This window comes from Jeotgalibacillus aurantiacus, assembly GCF_020595125.1.
Classification (GTDB): domain Bacteria; phylum Bacillota; class Bacilli; order Bacillales; family Jeotgalibacillaceae; genus Jeotgalibacillus; species Jeotgalibacillus aurantiacus.
The window spans coordinates 622346-639396 of record NZ_JACNMS010000002.1; the positions used below are offsets into that span (position 1 = coordinate 622346).

Annotated in this window: 21 protein-coding genes; 6 read left to right on the forward strand and 15 right to left on the reverse strand. The window is 42.2% G+C overall.

All coding sequences use genetic code 11. From position 1 onward, the window contains the following. Positions 1-14: 14 nt before the first annotated feature. The 4 genes from coaD to H7968_RS07920 all read right to left on the reverse strand — a co-directional run bounded on the left by coaD (position 15) and on the right by H7968_RS07920 (position 3046). Complete coding sequence (gene coaD / locus H7968_RS07905; RefSeq protein ID WP_227395625.1) at positions 15-512, reverse strand: pantetheine-phosphate adenylyltransferase; 498 nt, start codon at positions 510-512, stop codon at positions 15-17. Continuing rightward, positions 502-1086, reverse strand: a complete 585-nt coding sequence (rsmD, locus tag H7968_RS07910) for a 16S rRNA (guanine(966)-N(2))-methyltransferase RsmD (RefSeq protein ID WP_227395626.1) — start codon at positions 1084-1086, stop codon at positions 502-504. Before rsmD ends, coaD begins: the two co-directional genes overlap by 11 nt. 212 nt (positions 1087-1298) lie before the next feature. After that, positions 1299-2678, reverse strand: a complete 1380-nt coding sequence (locus H7968_RS07915) for a stalk domain-containing protein (protein ID WP_227395627.1) — start codon at positions 2676-2678, stop codon at positions 1299-1301. A 65-nt stretch (positions 2679-2743) separates the two neighbouring features. Continuing rightward, positions 2744-3046 (reverse strand): hypothetical protein, encoded by a 303-nt coding sequence (locus H7968_RS07920; RefSeq protein WP_227395628.1) that lies wholly within the window; start codon positions 3044-3046, stop codon positions 2744-2746. Between the two features lie 60 nt (positions 3047-3106). Here H7968_RS07920 and H7968_RS07925 point away from each other — a divergent pair, with 60 nt between their 5' ends. Then, positions 3107-3496: a DUF7147 family protein gene (locus tag H7968_RS07925; RefSeq protein ID WP_227395629.1), complete on the forward strand. Its 390-nt coding sequence runs from the start codon at positions 3107-3109 to the stop codon at positions 3494-3496. 54 nt (positions 3497-3550) lie between these two features. On the opposite strand, the gene H7968_RS07930 is transcribed toward H7968_RS07925, so the two are convergent. Next, positions 3551-3826, reverse strand: a complete 276-nt coding sequence (locus H7968_RS07930; RefSeq protein ID WP_227395630.1) for a YlbG family protein — start codon at positions 3824-3826, stop codon at positions 3551-3553. Positions 3827-3905: 79 nt separating this feature from the next. On the opposite strand from H7968_RS07930, the gene H7968_RS07935 reads away from it, so the two are divergent. Next, entirely contained in the window at positions 3906-4220 is a 315-nt protein-coding gene (locus tag H7968_RS07935) for a hypothetical protein (RefSeq protein ID WP_227395631.1), read from the forward strand. An 85-nt stretch (positions 4221-4305) separates the two neighbouring features. Then, positions 4306-5208: a glycerophosphodiester phosphodiesterase gene (locus H7968_RS07940; RefSeq protein ID WP_134372043.1), complete on the forward strand. Its 903-nt coding sequence runs from the start codon at positions 4306-4308 to the stop codon at positions 5206-5208. Between the two features lie 363 nt (positions 5209-5571). Here H7968_RS07940 and H7968_RS07945 read toward each other — a convergent pair whose 3' ends face one another. Next, positions 5572-6012: a YlbF family regulator gene (locus H7968_RS07945; protein ID WP_227395632.1), complete on the reverse strand. Its 441-nt coding sequence runs from the start codon at positions 6010-6012 to the stop codon at positions 5572-5574. Between the two features lie 51 nt (positions 6013-6063). Next, the gene (gene ylbD, locus H7968_RS07950; protein WP_227395633.1) at positions 6064-6390 is read right to left on the reverse strand and encodes a YlbD family protein; all 327 of its coding nucleotides are present in this window, start codon (positions 6388-6390) and stop codon (positions 6064-6066) included. 81 nt (positions 6391-6471) lie between these two features. Here ylbD and H7968_RS07955 point away from each other — a divergent pair, with 81 nt between their 5' ends. Then, complete coding sequence (locus H7968_RS07955) at positions 6472-6963, forward strand: PaaI family thioesterase (RefSeq protein WP_227395634.1); 492 nt, start codon at positions 6472-6474, stop codon at positions 6961-6963. A 58-nt stretch (positions 6964-7021) separates the two neighbouring features. Here the strand turns inward: H7968_RS07955 and H7968_RS07960 are convergent, their stop codons facing one another. Then, positions 7022-8140, reverse strand: coding sequence for a CAP domain-containing protein (locus H7968_RS07960; RefSeq protein WP_227395635.1), 1119 nt, complete (start codon positions 8138-8140; stop codon positions 7022-7024). Positions 8141-8344: 204 nt separating this feature from the next. Here H7968_RS07960 and H7968_RS07965 point away from each other — a divergent pair, with 204 nt between their 5' ends. Further along, positions 8345-8704 (forward strand): YugN family protein, encoded by a 360-nt coding sequence (locus tag H7968_RS07965; protein ID WP_227395636.1) that lies wholly within the window; start codon positions 8345-8347, stop codon positions 8702-8704. Between the two features lie 113 nt (positions 8705-8817). Further along, the gene (gene ytvI / locus H7968_RS07970; protein WP_227395637.1) at positions 8818-9876 is read left to right on the forward strand and encodes a sporulation integral membrane protein YtvI; all 1059 of its coding nucleotides are present in this window, start codon (positions 8818-8820) and stop codon (positions 9874-9876) included. A 244-nt stretch (positions 9877-10120) separates the two neighbouring features. On the opposite strand, the gene H7968_RS07975 is transcribed toward ytvI, so the two are convergent. From H7968_RS07975 to cyoE, 7 genes are all read right to left on the reverse strand, one after another. Further along, positions 10121-10582, reverse strand: coding sequence for a DUF420 domain-containing protein (locus tag H7968_RS07975; RefSeq protein WP_227395638.1), 462 nt, complete (start codon positions 10580-10582; stop codon positions 10121-10123). Between the two features lie 25 nt (positions 10583-10607). Then, positions 10608-11525: a cytochrome c oxidase assembly factor CtaG gene (ctaG, locus tag H7968_RS07980; RefSeq protein WP_227395639.1), complete on the reverse strand. Its 918-nt coding sequence runs from the start codon at positions 11523-11525 to the stop codon at positions 10608-10610. Between the two features lie 495 nt (positions 11526-12020). After that, positions 12021-12350 carry a cytochrome c oxidase subunit IVB gene (gene ctaF / locus H7968_RS07985; protein ID WP_227395640.1) on the reverse strand — a complete coding sequence of 110 codons (330 nt, stop codon included), beginning with the start codon at positions 12348-12350 and terminating at the stop codon, positions 12021-12023. Positions 12351-12354: 4 nt separating this feature from the next. Further along, on the reverse strand, positions 12355-12978 hold the full coding sequence (locus H7968_RS07990; protein ID WP_227395641.1) for a cytochrome (ubi)quinol oxidase subunit III: 624 nt from the start codon (positions 12976-12978) through the stop codon (positions 12355-12357). 8 nt (positions 12979-12986) lie between these two features. Then, entirely contained in the window at positions 12987-14879 is a 1893-nt protein-coding gene (ctaD, locus tag H7968_RS07995; RefSeq protein WP_227395642.1) for a cytochrome c oxidase subunit I, read from the reverse strand. A 26-nt stretch (positions 14880-14905) separates the two neighbouring features. Continuing rightward, positions 14906-16015, reverse strand: coding sequence for a cytochrome c oxidase subunit II (gene coxB, locus H7968_RS08000; RefSeq protein WP_227395643.1), 1110 nt, complete (start codon positions 16013-16015; stop codon positions 14906-14908). Positions 16016-16107: 92 nt separating this feature from the next. Next, entirely contained in the window at positions 16108-17022 is a 915-nt protein-coding gene (gene cyoE / locus H7968_RS08005) for a heme o synthase (protein ID WP_227395644.1), read from the reverse strand. Between the last annotated feature and the right edge of the window lie 29 nt (positions 17023-17051).

Sequence of the window (17051 nt, forward strand, 5' to 3'; positions counted from 1 at the left end):
CTTTTTATTATGATTTAATTTTCACGTTTTGTTACTAAGTATTTTTCCTTTAATGCCTGCTCAACTTCTTTAGGTACAAGCTCTGAAATGTCTCCCCCATACCGGGCTACCTCTTTAACAATACTGGAGCTGAGGAAAGAGTACTGATTGTTGGTCATAATAAAAAATGTTTCCAGTTCATTATGTAAGACCCGGTTCATCGATGTAATCTGCATTTCGTATTCAAAATCAGATACGGCGCGAAGTCCCCGAATGATCACGTTCGCTTCAATTTCCCTTGCATAATCAACCAGAAGTCCCTGATAGGAATCTACTTTAATATTTGGGATTCCCTTTGTGACCTGACGAATCAGATCCATCCGTTCTTCTACTGAGAATGCAGGTTTTTTTGAAGAGTTATTTAAGACGACAACGTGCAGCTCGTCAAAATTCTTTGCACCTCTCGTAATAATATCTAAATGCCCTAATGTGATGGGGTCAAAGCTCCCCGGACATACTGCCTTACGTTTCATCGTGCTCTCCCTCTCCACTGATCGATTTTTTCTTAAAAATTGATATGACGGTGCCGCCATACTGCTCCTGCCTTGTAAGGATCAGATAGCCAATTTCTTCAGGCAGCATTACTTTTTCATCATGCTCACACATCACGACCCCGGAATCAGCTAACAGATCATCCCGGATGATCCATTCGAGGAGTTTTTCAAGCTGCTGTTTTTTATAAGGCGGATCAAGGAAAATACACTCGAAAGTAATATCGCGTTTTGATACCGCTTTCAATGCCCGTTCTGCATCATTACGGTACACTTCGGAACGGTCCTGGTATCCGCATTTTTCAATATTGTGCTTAATGGTCTGAACAGCCATTCTATCTTTATCAACAAAGATAACAGAATCAAGTCCCCTGCTTAATCCTTCGAGACCGAGTCCACCACTGCCGGCAAATAAATCAAGGGCTTTCCCTCCCTCAAAATAGGGGCCGATCATATTGAAAATAGCTTCTTTTACTTTATCAGTTGTTGGACGTGTTCCTGTTCCTGGAACAGCCTTTAAATGAACACCTTTATTTTCTCCGGAAATAATCCTCATCTATATCACCACAATTCATCATTTCGCCCCTAATCCTACCATATTTACAGCAGGCAAACTAGCCCCAACATAGTACATAACCATATCGAGTAACAAACTGAGCCAGATAAAAAGCGTCATAGATCTGAATTTAACCCGGCTCACCTATTCTGCTTTAAACAGTATAGTCTGCCTGATATTAAATTCAATATCTTATGACGCTCTAATCTGATTCAATTCTGACTGATTAAAATCGTTTCATTTTTATCAATCGATGTTAAAAACAGCCTCTGCACCCATCGCTCCTGAATATAAGGCTCACCCTTAACTGATATAACCGGGGATGAATTCAGGGTTAACTGTTCGTTATTATAAGTAAAAGACGGCTGATCCATGTAAAACATGTAAGTATTCTGATCTTTGATGACACTTATAGCGGAGTCTTCATTGACTTCTGTTTCATACCCTAACGCATTTAATAAAGGAGTCAGTAAATAATAAGCGGTTCCGTCCCGGTTTATCATGACCGCCCCATCAACCGGTTCTTCATTCACTTCAATAACGCGGCTGTCTATACTGTAATAAGGAGTAAATTCAGCTGAAGAGCTGTTGTCTGTAAAAAATGTTGTGCCTTCACCTGTAAGTTCTGAGAATTTCTGATCAAATATTGCCGGTTCAATCAGCGTTTCTTCAAGCGTCAGCAGCCAGCTTTCCCATTCCAGCTGTTCTTCCCCTGACAACTGCCCTTGAATCACTTCAATTGCCTGTAATCCTTTATCAGAAAGTGGATCCTCTCCAAATATGCCGCTGATCATCACATCGATAAGAAATGACTGATCCTGTGTCACGGCGTAGTGATCCATCACATATTTTTCGTAAAGAAATCGCGTGACAGATGATGGATCATAGCCATCCTGAAGTACCAGGATTTCGTCTAACTGCGCGCCGGATAGTTCACTGGAATGAACAACGGTCACATACACATCCTTCAACTGATCTCTTCGCTCCTCCACTTCCGGTTCCTGCGTGGAATAAATATTCATGTTCCGGGTCTGGTAAATTGGTAAAGAGTTTTGCAGCCAGACTAATTCACCTGCATCCCCTCTCCCTTCAAAAGCGGTATATTGAATCAGTTCCAGTGTTTCAGCACCTTTATACGGAAGACTGGATATCCATTGTCCCTCTGACAGCAGCTGATCTGTAATGGATACAGTAGTGAAATGGATATCTGCTGATTCTAACGTCACCACCCAATTGTCGAGCATGATGGGTTGTCCAGTTGTAACAGGAATTGTGTAAGAAAGCGTAATATCACCGGCTTTTCCTTCAGACAAGAGCAACAGATCTTCGCTGATCCGCTCACAATTTTCCATCGGACATGCCCTGCCCGTGGATGTCTCAGGCCAGCTGATCGTAAACACCTGATCAGGAACACGGTGAAAAGTCTGTTCAACAATGAGTGAATCCGGTTTTTTAATCAGATCAATGGTTTGTGAAAGAGATGTTATTCCCTCAGAGGCATGAACTTCATGATAACCTTTCCATTGCCAGTAGGTTAACCCCCCTGCTGACAGCAAAAGTAAAAAGACAAATAACGACAGCAACCACTTCATCCCATCACATCCCATTTTTTCTTTATTATACGACAGGTAGGATGAAAGGTCTATATTTTAATCATTCACCCGTCAAATTGACTACCAAATATATCAATTTGACCGGGAACACTACTTTCAAACTGATCCAGCAGTTCGTTCACTGGAGCTGAATATCCTAAAAGTGCGAGCTCGTTCTCAAGGTGCTCGAGAGAAATTCCTTCCCATTCCTCGCCTTTGGCTGCCTCAATGACCCCGTATGCGACAAGAGCTGAAATGATCGCAGGTACAAGCCACTTATCATCAACCGCTGAGTGTTCTGATTCTTTTACAGGGAGAAAATAGAGAAGCAGTAGAATAGCAACAACAATAAATGATAAAATATACATTCCAGTCACCTCACCCATTGGATTTAATTTCTTATGAATGCATTGAAAGGATGTCAAAATATGATCCAGCGATTTATAGAACTCGGAGAAGGGTATTCAGATATTTATGAACTGATAGAATTAATGAAAGCGAACCGGCACCGGGCAGAAAGACTGCTCGTATTGGAAACGGAGAATAAAAAAGGGAAAAAGCTTTCACTTGCACTCGTACTGAAAAAAACAGATGAGGGGAATTTCCAGGCGATCTACTTATGCCGGGAAGGGATTCCCATTCTCGATGGAAAGAAATCAGAAAGGCTGAAGCTCACTGAAGAAGCAGCTGAAGGTCTCGGGATTCCAGTCATTACATTGACGGTTCAACCATCAGACCGGTTTGCAGAAAAAGAATTGTATTATCAGTACCTGACAGGCATCCTCAGGATGAACCGTTACCTTTCACCCCTGTCATAATCGGGTAACTAAAAAGCGGGCAGCTTCTTAAAGGAAGCTCCCGCTTTTTAGTTGTCAAAGACCCATTTTGTAATCATACTCTTTCGCTTTATCCGGCTTTGCATTTTCATATTCTGTTTTAATAAATGGCCGGAGAGATACTTCAACCGATTTTACATAAGAATAATTCGACAGTTTTTCTGTCAATTTTTCAATTTCACTTTGATTGCAGTATAATAAAACATATTTCATTTTTCTTGAAACGTAATGAACATTACCAAATCGGCGTAATGTTTTTGCATGCTTTAAGCTGTGCAGCCAGACAATTAATCCTTGACGTTCAATTAGCATAAATAAGTACCTCACCTATTTTTCTTATTGTAAATTGTAGCACAATAAAACAGGAATCGGCAATGGTGGAGGAGTCGGCATGGACTTAAATGAAATCTGGTCAATCTTTACTTCGGAACTGTTAAAGGACGAACGGATCGAACAGGCAGAATGGCAAAAGAAAGCAGGGATCCCTTTTCTTTATCTTTCAACTTCAATTTTCAAACAGGAAGAACTTGAGTATGTCATAAAAAAATGTGCTGTCAGAGCAATGAGAGGAAAAAGACTGAATGCAGAAACTGTCTTTGTCAGAAGACATGACGGGGATTACGTATACAGGCACCGTTTTTATGTACCGCTTGAAAAAATGTTTTGCTGTGGTAACCTCTGCTCAGACTGTATACGCTTCAAATAGCTTTACGTTTGTATAGAAACGTCCGGTCATGCTACCATTAATTAGAGAATGACCGGCAATTACATATCGAAATGGAGGACTTAATATGGGTAAAAAATTAACGATCGGACTTGCACTTGCAGCTTCAGGAGCTGCTCTGTGGGCTGGAACAAAAGCCGTTTCAAAACCGGTAAAACGTCCGGCAAAACCTTTCTTTGAAGGCGAAAAGCCAAGAGTCTTTGCCCATCGCGGCGGCAGCGATCTTGCACCGGAAAGTTCTTTGGCAGCTTTTCAGGCTGCGGCAGACCTTGGCGTGCACGGGTTTGAAATTGATATCCGAATGACAAAGGATGAGGAACTGATCGTTTTCCACGACCAGTTTATTGACCGTACAACAAACGGCGCAGGAAGAGTTGCAGATTATACACTTGAAGAATTAAAGGAATTTGATCTTGGCTATCACTTCAGAGACCTGTCCGGCAGCCAGTCCTTCCGTGACAAAGGCGAGAAAATCCTGAGTCTGAAGGAGCTTTTTGAAGCCTTCCCGAATCACCTGTTCAACATTGATATGAAGGAAGATCCTGATACGTACGAAGGCAGCCTTATGCCATCAAAATTATGGAGACTGATTGAAAAATCAGGCGTTGAAGATCGCGTTCTCGTCACAAGCTTTTACGATGAACAGATTGATCGCTTCTCTCTTTATGCTCAGGAAAGAGTAGCAATCGGAGCAGGTGAAAACGAAGCCCGCAAAGCCTTCTCACTTTATAAAAGCGGTTTTGGACACCTCTATCACCCAAGAGCTGATGCACTCCAGATCCCTGTAAAGTACGGTGTCGTTCCACTTGACTCACAAGGCTTCATTGAATTCTTAACATCACTTAACATCCATATTGACTACTGGACAGTCAATGACGTTGAAACCATGGACCGCCTCATCCGCTACGGTGCAGACGGCATCATCACAGACCGCCCGGACATCGCCATGCAACTTTTATCAAACGACTGATCAATCATAAAAAAGGGACAGCTCTCGAGTTGTCCCCTTTTTATTTCGTATTTAGGAGGAATTATGTAATGCCTTTAAGAGCCGGACCGGACTCATCCTTCGCTTTCCTTTGTCTAGCTCCGGCGACTAGCCCCTCGAGGTCATAAGTCAAAGCTGAACGAGGGCGAAGGTCAGCCCTCTTTTCACCTTCGTCTTATGCTTGTCGGGGCTGGACGAGTCGCCTCCACTTTTCTGAAGGCCGCGCGGTGAGCCAGCTATTGCTGCGCAATACGCTGTCTCACCTGTCGCTTCTCTGCCGCAGGAGTCTACGGATGAGTACGGTCCTTAGTGTTAAATAATGAGCGGCATTCATATAAACCTTGCTTATGCCGAACAAGAACACCCTCCACCTGAACCGCAGCCACCACTGCAGCCGGAATCAAAAAAGGCATTACCCGTCGGAATCTTCACACTCTCAGATACAGACTTCCCGATAATCGTGCTTACTTCATCAAGCAGCTGCTGAAGCTGATTTTCAGCCACTCTGAAGGTCGCAACATGATCATCCATATCCATATCACGTTTCGTCTCCCTAATCTCCTTCATCACCCTCGAGTAATCAGGATGATATCTTCCAAATCGCTGCACCTCTTCGTACAGCTCTTTTAAAGAATTAAATTTATATATTTTATCCATTGATTCACGGGATGATTTTAATGCCTGATAGCAATGAAAATAATGCGCAGCCTCTTCAGACTTTAAAATCATTTCAGCCAGTTCATCAGATACATCAAGCAGTTGAATACTTTCCATGGTTGCCAGCATCTCAGCACCTCCATCTCCATCATAACATGTAATGAGCTTTCAGGAAATTGATCATTCCTGCTTCCACTGACTCATAAATGACTGATTTTTTGATTGCTGGTTATGCTGAATATGCCCCAGCACATCATTCAGCAGGTCTATAACGTCCTGCACCTGACTTGTATAAGACTCAATCTGCTCACGATCCAGTTCCTTAAACTTCTTTTTCAGTGTATGGATAAACGTATCTGATGTATCCTGTTCCTGATCTTTAAAAAGGATCCATTCCTCATACAATTCCTGCCACGAGACCTCTCTCTTCCTTCCTTTTTCAATCAAATGCGGATTTTCTGTAAGATATTTTTTAAACGCAGCTTTCTCAGCACTTAATGGACTCATCGTGATCCCCCTCCATCAGACCTTGATGGAATTATGATATGATGAACAAGAAAAATCTGTACTTCTGTCAGGAGGAGAAAAATGAATTTTACAGATGAGAATCCCGTGACATCCTTTTATGAAAATGCGTCTGAAGAAGAACGCAAGATTATGGAACAGGTAGTAAACGGCTTAATAGACAAACGTAAGGGTCTTTATACATCCAATGTCAGTGCTTTATTCAATCTAAAAGCAGAAAATGAGGAAGAGATTCTTACAATACATATGCAAGTAACGCCTATGCTTTATAATTCTCTTGGCATTGTTCACGGCGGAATAACAGCAACAGCGATAGACACTGCGATGGGGACGCTCGCAAATCGCGCAGCCCCCGAAGGATTTGGTGCTGTTACGAGTCAACTGACTATTCATTACACAGCGTCCGTGTCAGGACCACATGTAAAAGCTCATGCACGAATCATCCACACCGGATCTAAAACAATGGTTCTTGAAGGATGGCTGAGTGGACCGGACAATAAAAGACTGGCCCACGCAACAGCATCATTTTTTCTGATTCCCTCAAAAAAGGAATAGACTCATCAGAAATCAGTTATGACATCTAGCTTCTCATGAAAAAAAGCCGACATGATAGCTAGTCGGCTCTTTCAATTTCAGGCTGAGATGCAGTTTCATTATCTGAGGGTGGTATTTCAAGAAAATTTTGTGTGAAATACAACCCGTAAACACCTAATCCCGTATGAGTATACTTGTCATCAAGCATCGTATTCCTGTGTTCCATTGAATTCATCCAAGCGTGTACGACTGATGGGGCAATATCAAACTGATAAGCAGTATTCTCTGCTGCGGACTCATAAGGCTCTTTGACGTTCGTCAGTCTCTCTTCAAGTGAGCTTATTTCTTCCGTATCTTCCTCAACGTCTTCATCCGTACTTTCCTGCCCCATGGAAATGCTGTATTCTCTTGCAGCATCTGAGGCTGCTTCATTCCGCTCAAGCGCTGACAGCCCATTCTCTTTTCTGATAAAATTAACCATATCAAAAAGCTGTTCTTCTCTCGCTCTGTTAACTTCTTCAAGGTTTTGAGGCAGTTCCTGGTCTGGTTCTGAGATTCCCTCCTGCTCAGTCGGTTCTTTTTCATATGGTCTCTGACTGATCAGTGTTTGTTTATCCATAAAATAGACACCCATTAGCCGGTTTGTTGTTGAGTCGATCAGTAACTGTGCATATAAATCGTCGTATGGTACAAGCAGTCTCGAATGGAGATCCTGTTCACTTAATTCAAATTGATAGGACTCCTCTCCATCTTCAACAAATATCTCAGTTGTAATCATTGTGAAACGGTATATTTCATCCACAGGCTGCCCTGAATAGTAAGGGGAGCTGTCAACTCCATTCCCCATTGCAAAAATAGCAGATATTTTTTGGTCTCTGATTGCCGCCTGCAGGTAATAGTCTTCACTCTTATAGATCATCCAGGTTTGACCAAATTTTCCCGGGTCCATTCTGTCGGGCTCTCCCCATTCCTGCTTGAACTCCTCAAGAGATCTCCCCACATACACAGATATACCTGATTTTGGCCTTGTCAGACTGTCTGTATAGGCAGGGATATTGTCTTCCTGACTGTCCCGGCCTGTCTCCGTTGTAAAGGATTCATTCTCAAGAATATCGTTCTCCTGAAAGGAAGGGCCGCTATAAAAGCCAATGAGGAGGATAACGAGTATGACTACTCCTATTCTGATCACAGCTTTCATATTTCTCCCCCCAAATCGTTATTATCTTTATTATACATAGCCATTCTCCATATGAATAGCGCAAAGTACCGTAAGCAATGTCATGGTTTTGCCACAAAAAACTTTAAATTACGCTGTGACACAATTGCAACTTCTTTTTTTTTCGACTATTATTAAGCTTGAGATGATTTATTTACTTAAGCATTGACAGGAGGGAATTTTCTTATGCGTTTTGAAAATACTGGATTAGAAACGTTAATCGTTGAACTGGACCGTTTAGACGATATTATGAAAGAACATGGCATGATCCGTGCCGGACAATGGGATTGGGAACGTGTTACATATGACCGTAAGTTTGAAATTCGCGAGGGTACTTTCTACCTGCGCATTTTCGGTTTTACTGAAACAGGTGACGTAGGTTCTCATGATGCAGACATTAAATTAATGACACCACTACTCGGTAAACATTACTATCCACACGGTGTTGAATATGGAGAAGGCGAAGAGTTTCCGGAACACCTTGTACAGACCTGCGAAAAGATCCTCGTTGCGCTTCAGGCAGAACTTTCCCAGGTTGCACTTTAAACACAAAGGAGCCATGTTGCCGTGGCTCTTTTTTATACCTTCATCCACCTTATTTAATGTATTAATATCCGGAATCGGCTCCGGACATAAAAAGATTTGAGAGGAGCCCTGAATTGAATAAGTTTTTTACGAAGAAAAACTTGATGACAGTTTTTGCTGTTCTTTTTGTTCTCGTTCTGCTGTATTTCATCTTGCCGGTATCCGTTCCTTTAATACTTGCTCTCGTTACAGCGCTTATACTGGAACCTCTCGTCAAAATGCTGGAAAAGCGCTTCAAAGGGAATCGTCAGGCATCGGTTGGGATCGTCTTTGTATTATTCCTTGGTATTCTGGGAATGATTCTTTATTTTTCAGTAACAAGGCTTGTTGGTCAGGCAATCAGTTTTGTTGAAAATACACCGGATTACATTAATGAGCTGACTGAATGGTGGAGCAATGTCCAGCAAAATATGAGCGACCGGTTTGCAAGGGTTCCTGATGACGTAATTGAACAGACAAACAATGAAATCAGCAATTTTCTGAATGATTTCAGAACGAGTATAACCAATTCAATTAATGCGGAATCTGTAACCGGACTCGTAACGAATATCCCGGATTATCTCGTCAGCTTTTTAGTATTTCTAATAGCTTTATTCCTGATCATGATCGACCTGCCGAGGATCCAACACTCCGTATACAGTCATCTTAAAGAACAAACAGCTGAAAAAGTAAGGTTTATGACTGCCAGATTGTCAAAAGTCATTTTCGGATTTGCAAAAGCTCAATTCCTTGTCAGCTTGCTAATTCTTGCCGGTGCGTTAATCGGTTTGTTTATTATCGCTCCGGAAGTTGCAATCGTGATGGCCATTATCATCTGGATCATTGACCTTATTCCGATTATTGGTTCCATTGTCATCCTGGCACCTTGGGCTGCATTCCAGTTGATCACAGGAGATGTGGAACAGGGTACTCAGCTCGCTATTTTGGCAATTGTCCTTCTCGTCATCCGTAGAACAGTTGAACCAAAAGTGATGGGAAGTCATATCGGACTCTCTCCACTTGCGACTCTGATTGCGATGTTTATAGGATTAAAGCTATTTGGCATACTTGGCTTTATTATCGGACCACTTCTTTTAATCATTTTCAACTCTGCAAAAGAAGCAGGTATTATCAAGCTCGATTTCAAAATTTAACTTATCTTCAAGCCGTTCATGTCAGATGAACGGTTTTTGTATGTTTTTTAATACTCATATGTTCTTTAATAAAAGTTTACCTCAAAAAAGAATTCATTCTGAAAAAGAACCATAATTGCCGTTAGATTTCATTTTCCTATTTAGTGGAAAATAACATTGTTCAGAGCTTAGGGAACTGCGATCAAAGGAATGCCCAACACGATTTATAAACTAAAAAAAGCCCGGAGTGTAATCCGGACTTTTTTTATCCACCAATAATTGCTTTAATAACAGAAGTTGTTTCCCCACCACGGTAAAATACGTACAACAAAAGGTAAACCATCACGCCCGTAGAAGCGGTAAAAAACCAGATAATTGAAGTAATTGGTCCGATTTTACGATGCTTTTTAATGCGATCTTTATATCCAAGCCAGATCGTCACAAGACCGAATACTGCACCTGTTGTAGCAAGGATGATATGGAAAATCAAAAACACTGTGTAATAAATCTTAATATCATCAGGTCCACCAAAAGCTGTATTTCCGACAAACACGGTTCTGCTCATGTAAATGATAAAAAAAGTTAAAGCCGCAATCGCCGCAGCAAACATCGTCTTCTTATGTGCTTCGATTTTGCGCTTTCGAACCAGCACCCAGCCGATTGCCACTAATACTGCGCTCAAAACAATAAAGATTGTACTCAACGTTGGTAAAATAGGTAACGTCATCGTCTAAATCCTCTTTCTCTTCGTATTATTCGCTTCGCAGCTCTCTAGCCTCATAAAGAGACGCATTGAGCGCATCCTCTTCTGATTTTTCTTTCCGGTACCACTCAAAGAATACCTGAGCCAAAATGTAACCATAGATAATTTCCTGAATGATCTTCATAATGACTCCGCCAACCTGCTGATCTTCAAGAGGAGGCATATTACTGAACAGTTCAGGTCCGGTTACACCGATTGACTGAAGCCCCTGTAAAGTTCCAGCCGGTACACAGAGTGCCATTGCCTCAAGCCACGCACCGCCATTAAAGAAGGTTTCATACATCGGACTATTGGCAAAAATAATGAGGGCACACGCCGGTGTCAAAAGTATACCGTCTGCAAATATATAACCAACCTTTTTCAGTCCGCTCAGCTTATATTCTCCTTCAAGCGTGTTAACCAATGGCCACCACATACAAAACGCCAGAATGAAAATAGATCCTGTTACAACTGAATGAAGAGCCATATCTACTTTGATCGTATCAAAAATCAATGGAATATGATAAAAAGAAAATGCTCCATTAAATACAATCAATGCAACTAAGGGTTTTGTAAGGAAATTAAACACCTGTTTAAGAACAGCAATGTTTAAAAACGCTTTCCACATATAATTCGGAATAGCTGCAATTAATAATGGCGGGACGAGTAAATAAAAAATCCCCATCTGAACCATATGAACAGAAAACAGAATATGCCCCCAGACATCCACCGGAGATCCTTTAATAATATAAATTGTTATCATAGCAGTCAGAAACAAAATCGTTTCCTTTTTTGTTAACGGACGAGAATCCTTGAATTTGTGACGCCACTTCGTAGCAGCTAAAAAGAAAAGCACTGTTAACAAAGTTAATGCGATGAAAAAGTAAGGACTCCATAACGCCTGGAACCCAAATATGCTAATCGACATCAGGCACCTTCCTTTCCGGGTAAAGTCTCTCTTTCCCTATTATAAGTCCACCCGCAAACAACTTCAACGCGACCAGATGACGGTTTATTGAACAAAAGCCCATACAGCACACTCCGATTGATCAATAGACCGCACTTCACTGTCAAAAAAACAAAGTAAGTCCCATGTACGACTCTGATCATACAAATAAACCGCTTTATGTTCCTAAAAAACAACTCCTGTGATCTAGCCACACGAACGGTCTCATAAATCACAGCACATGTTATTGTCTTAAACAATACAGTAGTACCTAGAGATTCGTAAGCTTAATATAAAAATGACATAATTCTCTCAGGGTCGGATTCACCCGTAGACTCCTGTGGCGGAAAGGGTCAGGTGAAACCGACTGTGCGAAGCACAGGCGGGTTCACCGCCCGGCCACGGAAAGCGAAGGGTGAATCCGACCCGGCTCCTTTAAAATCAAAAAACCGGCCAAAACAGGCCGGTTTTTTAACATTACCACCAGACAATCGTAAGGAAAGTCAAAACAGTAATAAAGGCGATCAACGCGCCGGAATATAAGAACAATGCAGCTGTTCCATGCCCTTTATGACTCATGTGCATAAAGTAATAAAGCTGAAGAACAACCTGTGCTCCTGCCAGCAGAAGCAATAAAGGAAACGCATAATACTTGTCAAAATCCGCGATGACAACAATAAACGCAATAAACGTCATAAAGATCATTGTTGCGAATGAAGTCACCTGCATGCGCATCTCATCGCGTGCTTTACGTCTTCTATACTCGTAGTTTACTTTAGGGTTCGCTGAAGTTGATTCATGTGCCATCAGTTTATCCCACCATTCCCATTAAGTATACAACCGTGAAGATGAATACCCAAACAACGTCGATAAAGTGCCAGTAGAGTGAAGCTACAAAGAACTTCGGTGCGTTGTAAAGGTTCAAACCACGCTTGGCATTACGTACCAGTAACAGAGTGAACCAGCCGAGACCCACAACAACGTGAGCTCCGTGGAATCCTACAAGTGTATAGAACGCTGATCCAAAGGCACTACTGGTAAATGTGTGATGAAATTCATGAACATAATGATTAAACTCATAAATCTCAAATCCAAGGAAGGCAGCACCAAGGAATACTGTAATCAGTAACCATGTCTGCATCTTCTTATAGTTATGGTTTTTCATATGATACATTGCGTAAACGCTTGTCAATGACGATGTTAAAAGAAGCATTGTCATAATGAATACAAGCGGCAGTTCAAACATATCTGCTGCAAGATAGTGGTCCGAGCTTGGAACACTGTCTTTAAGCGCAAGATACGTTGCAAATAAAGAAGCAAACAGTACAGTCTCTCCACCAAGGAAGAGCCAGAAACCTAGAAATTTGTTTTTACCTTCAAGGGTTGTTTTTTCAGGAGATTCCGGCCACGTTCTGGACGTGAATTTCTGATTCATATCATCCATTACTCCTTACCCCCTTTATCCGTGTCATCCATTAACTCTTCTTTATGGATATGGTAACCGTGATCATCTTTCAATGAACGCACAGCCATTGATCCAAGTGTAATCAGCATACCGATAATTAATACTGGCAGTGACCATACAAATTCTTCCCCACCTGATTCACGCCAGTCAATCTGATACATCGCTCCGAATGCAGCAATGAACAGACCAAGTGACATTACGAATGGAATAAACGAGTTATTCGGCATGTGAATATCACCAAGCGGCTCAGCCGGTGTCATTTCAGTACGACCTTCCATTTTTTCAATCCATAATGGATCAAGTCCGCGGACTAATGGAAGCTGCTTAAAGTTGTAATAAGGCGGTGGTGATGGAATTGCCCACTCAAGAGTACGTCCATCTCCCCAAGGATCGTTTCCAACACGTACATTCTTAATTTGTGTAATGACGATGTTGTAAAGAAGTACAAGGACACCAAGTGCCATGAAGAAAGCACCTACGGTTGAAATCATGTTGAACAGGTCAAGACCTTGTCCAGGAAGGTATTTCCAGATACGACGCGGCATCCCCATCAGACCAAGGAAGTGCTGTACAAAGAACGTTCCATGGAAACCGATCAGGAATAACCAGAATGTAACTTTACCTAACGTTTCGTTCAGCATCGTACCGAACATTTTCGGCCAGTAGAAATGCGTTCCGGCAAGAAGTCCAAGTACAACCCCACCAATGATTACATAGTGGAAGTGAGCAACTACAAAGTAGGAATCGTGGTACTGGTAGTCAGCTGCAGCTGATGCAAGCATAACCCCTGTAACCCCACCTGCTACGAATGAAGGAATAAACGCAACTGCATATAGCATTGGCGTTGTGAAACGGATGCTTCCTCCCCACATCGTTAACAGCCAGTTAAAGATCTTAACCCCGGTCGGTACAGCAATCGCCATTGTCGCAACAGCGAAAATTGCGTTAGCTGTTGGCCCAAGACCCGTTGTGAACATGTGGTGAGCCCATACCATGAATCCAAGGAACCCGATAAGAACCGTTGCGAATACCATCGCAGCGTATCCGAACAGGCGCTTTTTAGAAAATGTAGAGATAATATCAGAAAAGATACCGAATGCCGGTAAAATCAGAATGTATACTTCCGGATGACCGAATATCCAGAATAAGTGCTCCCAGATAATCGTATTACCACCCATTGATACTTCAAAGAAATTCGCCCCAAACATACGGTCAAACAGCATCAGGAACAGTCCAACCGTTAGTGGCGGGAATGCAAAAAGAATAAGTGCAGATGCTACAAATGTTGACCATGTGAACAGCGGCATACGCATATACGTCATACCTGGTGCACGCATGTTGATGATGGTTACAAGGAAGTTAATTCCAGCAATCAGCGTACCTGCACCGGAAATCTGAAGTCCCAGTACATAAAAATCAATCCCGTGTCCAGGTGATTCAATAGAAAGTGATGCATAGGACGTCCAACCTGCATCAGGTGCTCCCCCCATGAACCATGACAGGTTAAGGAATACTCCTCCGAAGAAGAACAGCCAGAAACCAAGCGAGTTCAGGAATGGGAATGCAACGTCACGTGCTCCGATCTGAAGTGGAACAACAGCATTCATAAATGCAAAGAGCAGAGGCATGGCTGCCAGGAAAATCATCGTGGTTCCATGCATCGTAAGTAATTCGTTATACAGCCCTGCGCTGACAAAATCATTATCAGGTACAGCAAGCTGAATACGGATAAACATGGCTTCTAATCCGCCAACCAGAAAGAAAAATCCGCCAGAAATCAGATAAAGAATCGCGATTTTCTTATGGTCGACCGTTGTGAGGTAGTCCCATAGGACTGATAAAAAACCTCTTTTTTGTGCAACGGTACTCACACGTTATACCTCCCTTTTGAAATCAATTATTCACTATAAACTTTTAAGCTCATTAAGTATTCAGTTAAAGCATCAAGATCCTCATTTGAAAGCTTATCTTCATTGTAGACAGGCATTTTGTTGCCAGGCTTCAGCTCAGAAGAATTACGGATCCAGTTTTTAATATTTTCAGCTCTTACTTCTTCTGACTCACGGTTATCAAGAATACCGGCAGTATAAGAACGCTCACCGAATGTAGTCAGGTTAGGTGCAACTGCTACTCCAGCACCCTGAGTCGGATTTACAGCGTGACAGGAGATACAATTCTGCTCCTGGTACACTTCGTATCCACGCGCTACTGTTTCATCATCAAAAGTAGGATCTCCTTGCTCTCCAGCTTCCTGCATAGACGCAACCCACTGGTCAAACTCGTCAGGACTCAGCGTTTTTACCTTAAAGTCCATAAGAGCATGTGATGGACCGCAAAGCTCAGCACATTTACCGTAAAACAGATTGTCTGCGTCCTGTGCTTTCTCACCATCAAAGCTTAAGTAAAACGTATTCATATTATCAACGTTTGTATCAATCTTTCCTCCTACAGCAGGAATCCAGAATGAGTGCTTTACATCAGATGCAATCACGTTAAAATAAACGTTCTCATCTGTAGGTACCACAAGCTCCTGACCTGTTACAATTCCCTGATCCGGGTAGGAGAACTCCCACCAGTACAGGTTTGCACGCACGTCAACAACTAGTGCTTCACGGTTGCCTTCTTCATCTTCAACTTCCATACCCTGTGTATCACCGAGTTCAAATGTCAATGCAACAGTTGGTACTGCTAGAATCAGCAGAAGGATAATCGGAATAACTGTCCAGATGACTTCCAGACGGTGACTTCCCTCAACCTGTTTTGGAATAAAATCCTCGCCCAGCTTAGAGCGACGGAACTTAGTAATGGCAATTACATATACAATTGCGACAACAATGATTACAAGAACCATAATTGCTACACTAAGCATCATCAGATTAAATTGTTTCTGAGCCACTTCACCAGCAGGCTGAAGTGTTGACAGGAACGGCTCTCCACAGCCGGACAAGATAAACGCTAACGCCGCTACAAGCGGTAGGAAACGCCATTTCTTCAGTCCATTTTTCATAGCTTAATTAAACCCCTCTTTCATTTGAATATTTCTAGTGATGGAGATTGTTCTATATGGATTTCTTATTAAGAAAGAATTCCCAGTGTTCATTAAATGAAAGTAATCAGCACCATACTGGTAAACAGAATGGTTAAATAATTCAGTGAGTAAACAAACATGAGCGTTGCCCACTTATGATCATTTTTCATTTTATTTCCGGCTAACGCCAGAGCCAGCCAGCCAATATTCAATACTGTTGCAAGCACGATAAAAATGGTGCCCAGCGAAGGCAGCAGAAACGGCAGCGGGAACAGTGCAACGACCCATAAAAGCATCGATTTCTTTGTTCTCGAAAACCCTTTCACAACTGGAAGCATAGGAATTCCAGCCGCTCTGTATTCCTCCACTCTTCTCATCGCAATGGCATAAAAGTGAGGCGGCTGCCATACAAACATAATTAAAAACAGTGCAAGCGGCATTGCCCCGAGACCCGGGTCAACTGCGGCCCATCCGATTAACGGTGGCACAGCACCAGATACACTGCCTACAATCGTATTGCTCACATATTTACGTTTAGTCCACATCGTGTACAGCACAACATAGGCGAACACACCAGCAAGACCGATCAGACCTGCCATGGCTGTTGTCATAAACAGCATGATTTCACCAAGAATGATGAATCCGATTCCAAGTCCAAGCGCTCGTGAAGGTGCAACACGGCCTGTTACCGTTGGACGGTTTTTTGTCCGTTCCATTAAAGGATCAATATCCCGGTCTATGTAGTTGTTAATGCTGCATGACCCGGCAACAATCAGAGAAGAACCAATCAGTGTGAGTAGCATAACATCTATGGAACTGACAAAAGCAGTTTCAGTAAAATACAATGCCAGCCATAGGCCTGTAAATGTGGTAATAAAATTGGAATTCACAATCCCAATTTTGATAAGAGCGAGGAAATCTTTCCAAGCAGTTGTTTCAGAAAAATCTGCCCCTTTTACAGCCGACACAACTCGACTATTTGACACATTTTCCCCTCCTCTCCAAACTTGCTAAT

Bases quoted from the DNA above. Each gene is read 5' to 3' on its own strand.
- coaD (WP_227395625.1), bottom strand. From the start codon at position 512: ATGAAACGTAAGGCAGTATGTCCGGGGAGCTTTGACCCCATCACATTA.
- rsmD (WP_227395626.1), bottom strand. From the start codon at position 1,086: ATGAGGATTATTTCCGGAGAAAATAAAGGTGTTCATTTAAAGGCTGTT.
- H7968_RS07915 (WP_227395627.1), bottom strand. From the start codon at position 2,678: ATGAAGTGGTTGCTGTCGTTATTTGTCTTTTTACTTTTGCTGTCAGCA.
- H7968_RS07920 (WP_227395628.1), bottom strand. From the start codon at position 3,046: ATGTATATTTTATCATTTATTGTTGTTGCTATTCTACTGCTTCTCTAT.
- H7968_RS07925 (WP_227395629.1), top strand. From the start codon at position 3,107: ATGATCCAGCGATTTATAGAACTCGGAGAAGGGTATTCAGATATTTAT.
- H7968_RS07930 (WP_227395630.1), bottom strand. From the start codon at position 3,826: ATGCTAATTGAACGTCAAGGATTAATTGTCTGGCTGCACAGCTTAAAG.
- H7968_RS07935 (WP_227395631.1), top strand. From the start codon at position 3,906: ATGGACTTAAATGAAATCTGGTCAATCTTTACTTCGGAACTGTTAAAG.
- H7968_RS07940 (WP_134372043.1), top strand. From the start codon at position 4,306: ATGGGTAAAAAATTAACGATCGGACTTGCACTTGCAGCTTCAGGAGCT.
- H7968_RS07945 (WP_227395632.1), bottom strand. From the start codon at position 6,012: ATGCTGGCAACCATGGAAAGTATTCAACTGCTTGATGTATCTGATGAA.
- ylbD (WP_227395633.1), bottom strand. From the start codon at position 6,390: ATGAGTCCATTAAGTGCTGAGAAAGCTGCGTTTAAAAAATATCTTACA.
- H7968_RS07955 (WP_227395634.1), top strand. From the start codon at position 6,472: ATGAATTTTACAGATGAGAATCCCGTGACATCCTTTTATGAAAATGCG.
- H7968_RS07960 (WP_227395635.1), bottom strand. From the start codon at position 8,140: ATGAAAGCTGTGATCAGAATAGGAGTAGTCATACTCGTTATCCTCCTC.
- H7968_RS07965 (WP_227395636.1), top strand. From the start codon at position 8,345: ATGCGTTTTGAAAATACTGGATTAGAAACGTTAATCGTTGAACTGGAC.
- H7968_RS07975 (WP_227395638.1), bottom strand. From the start codon at position 10,582: ATGACGTTACCTATTTTACCAACGTTGAGTACAATCTTTATTGTTTTG.
- ctaG (WP_227395639.1), bottom strand. From the start codon at position 11,525: ATGTCGATTAGCATATTTGGGTTCCAGGCGTTATGGAGTCCTTACTTT.
- ctaF (WP_227395640.1), bottom strand. From the start codon at position 12,350: ATGGCACATGAATCAACTTCAGCGAACCCTAAAGTAAACTACGAGTAT.
- H7968_RS07990 (WP_227395641.1), bottom strand. From the start codon at position 12,978: ATGAATCAGAAATTCACGTCCAGAACGTGGCCGGAATCTCCTGAAAAA.
- coxB (WP_227395643.1), bottom strand. From the start codon at position 16,015: ATGAAAAATGGACTGAAGAAATGGCGTTTCCTACCGCTTGTAGCGGCG.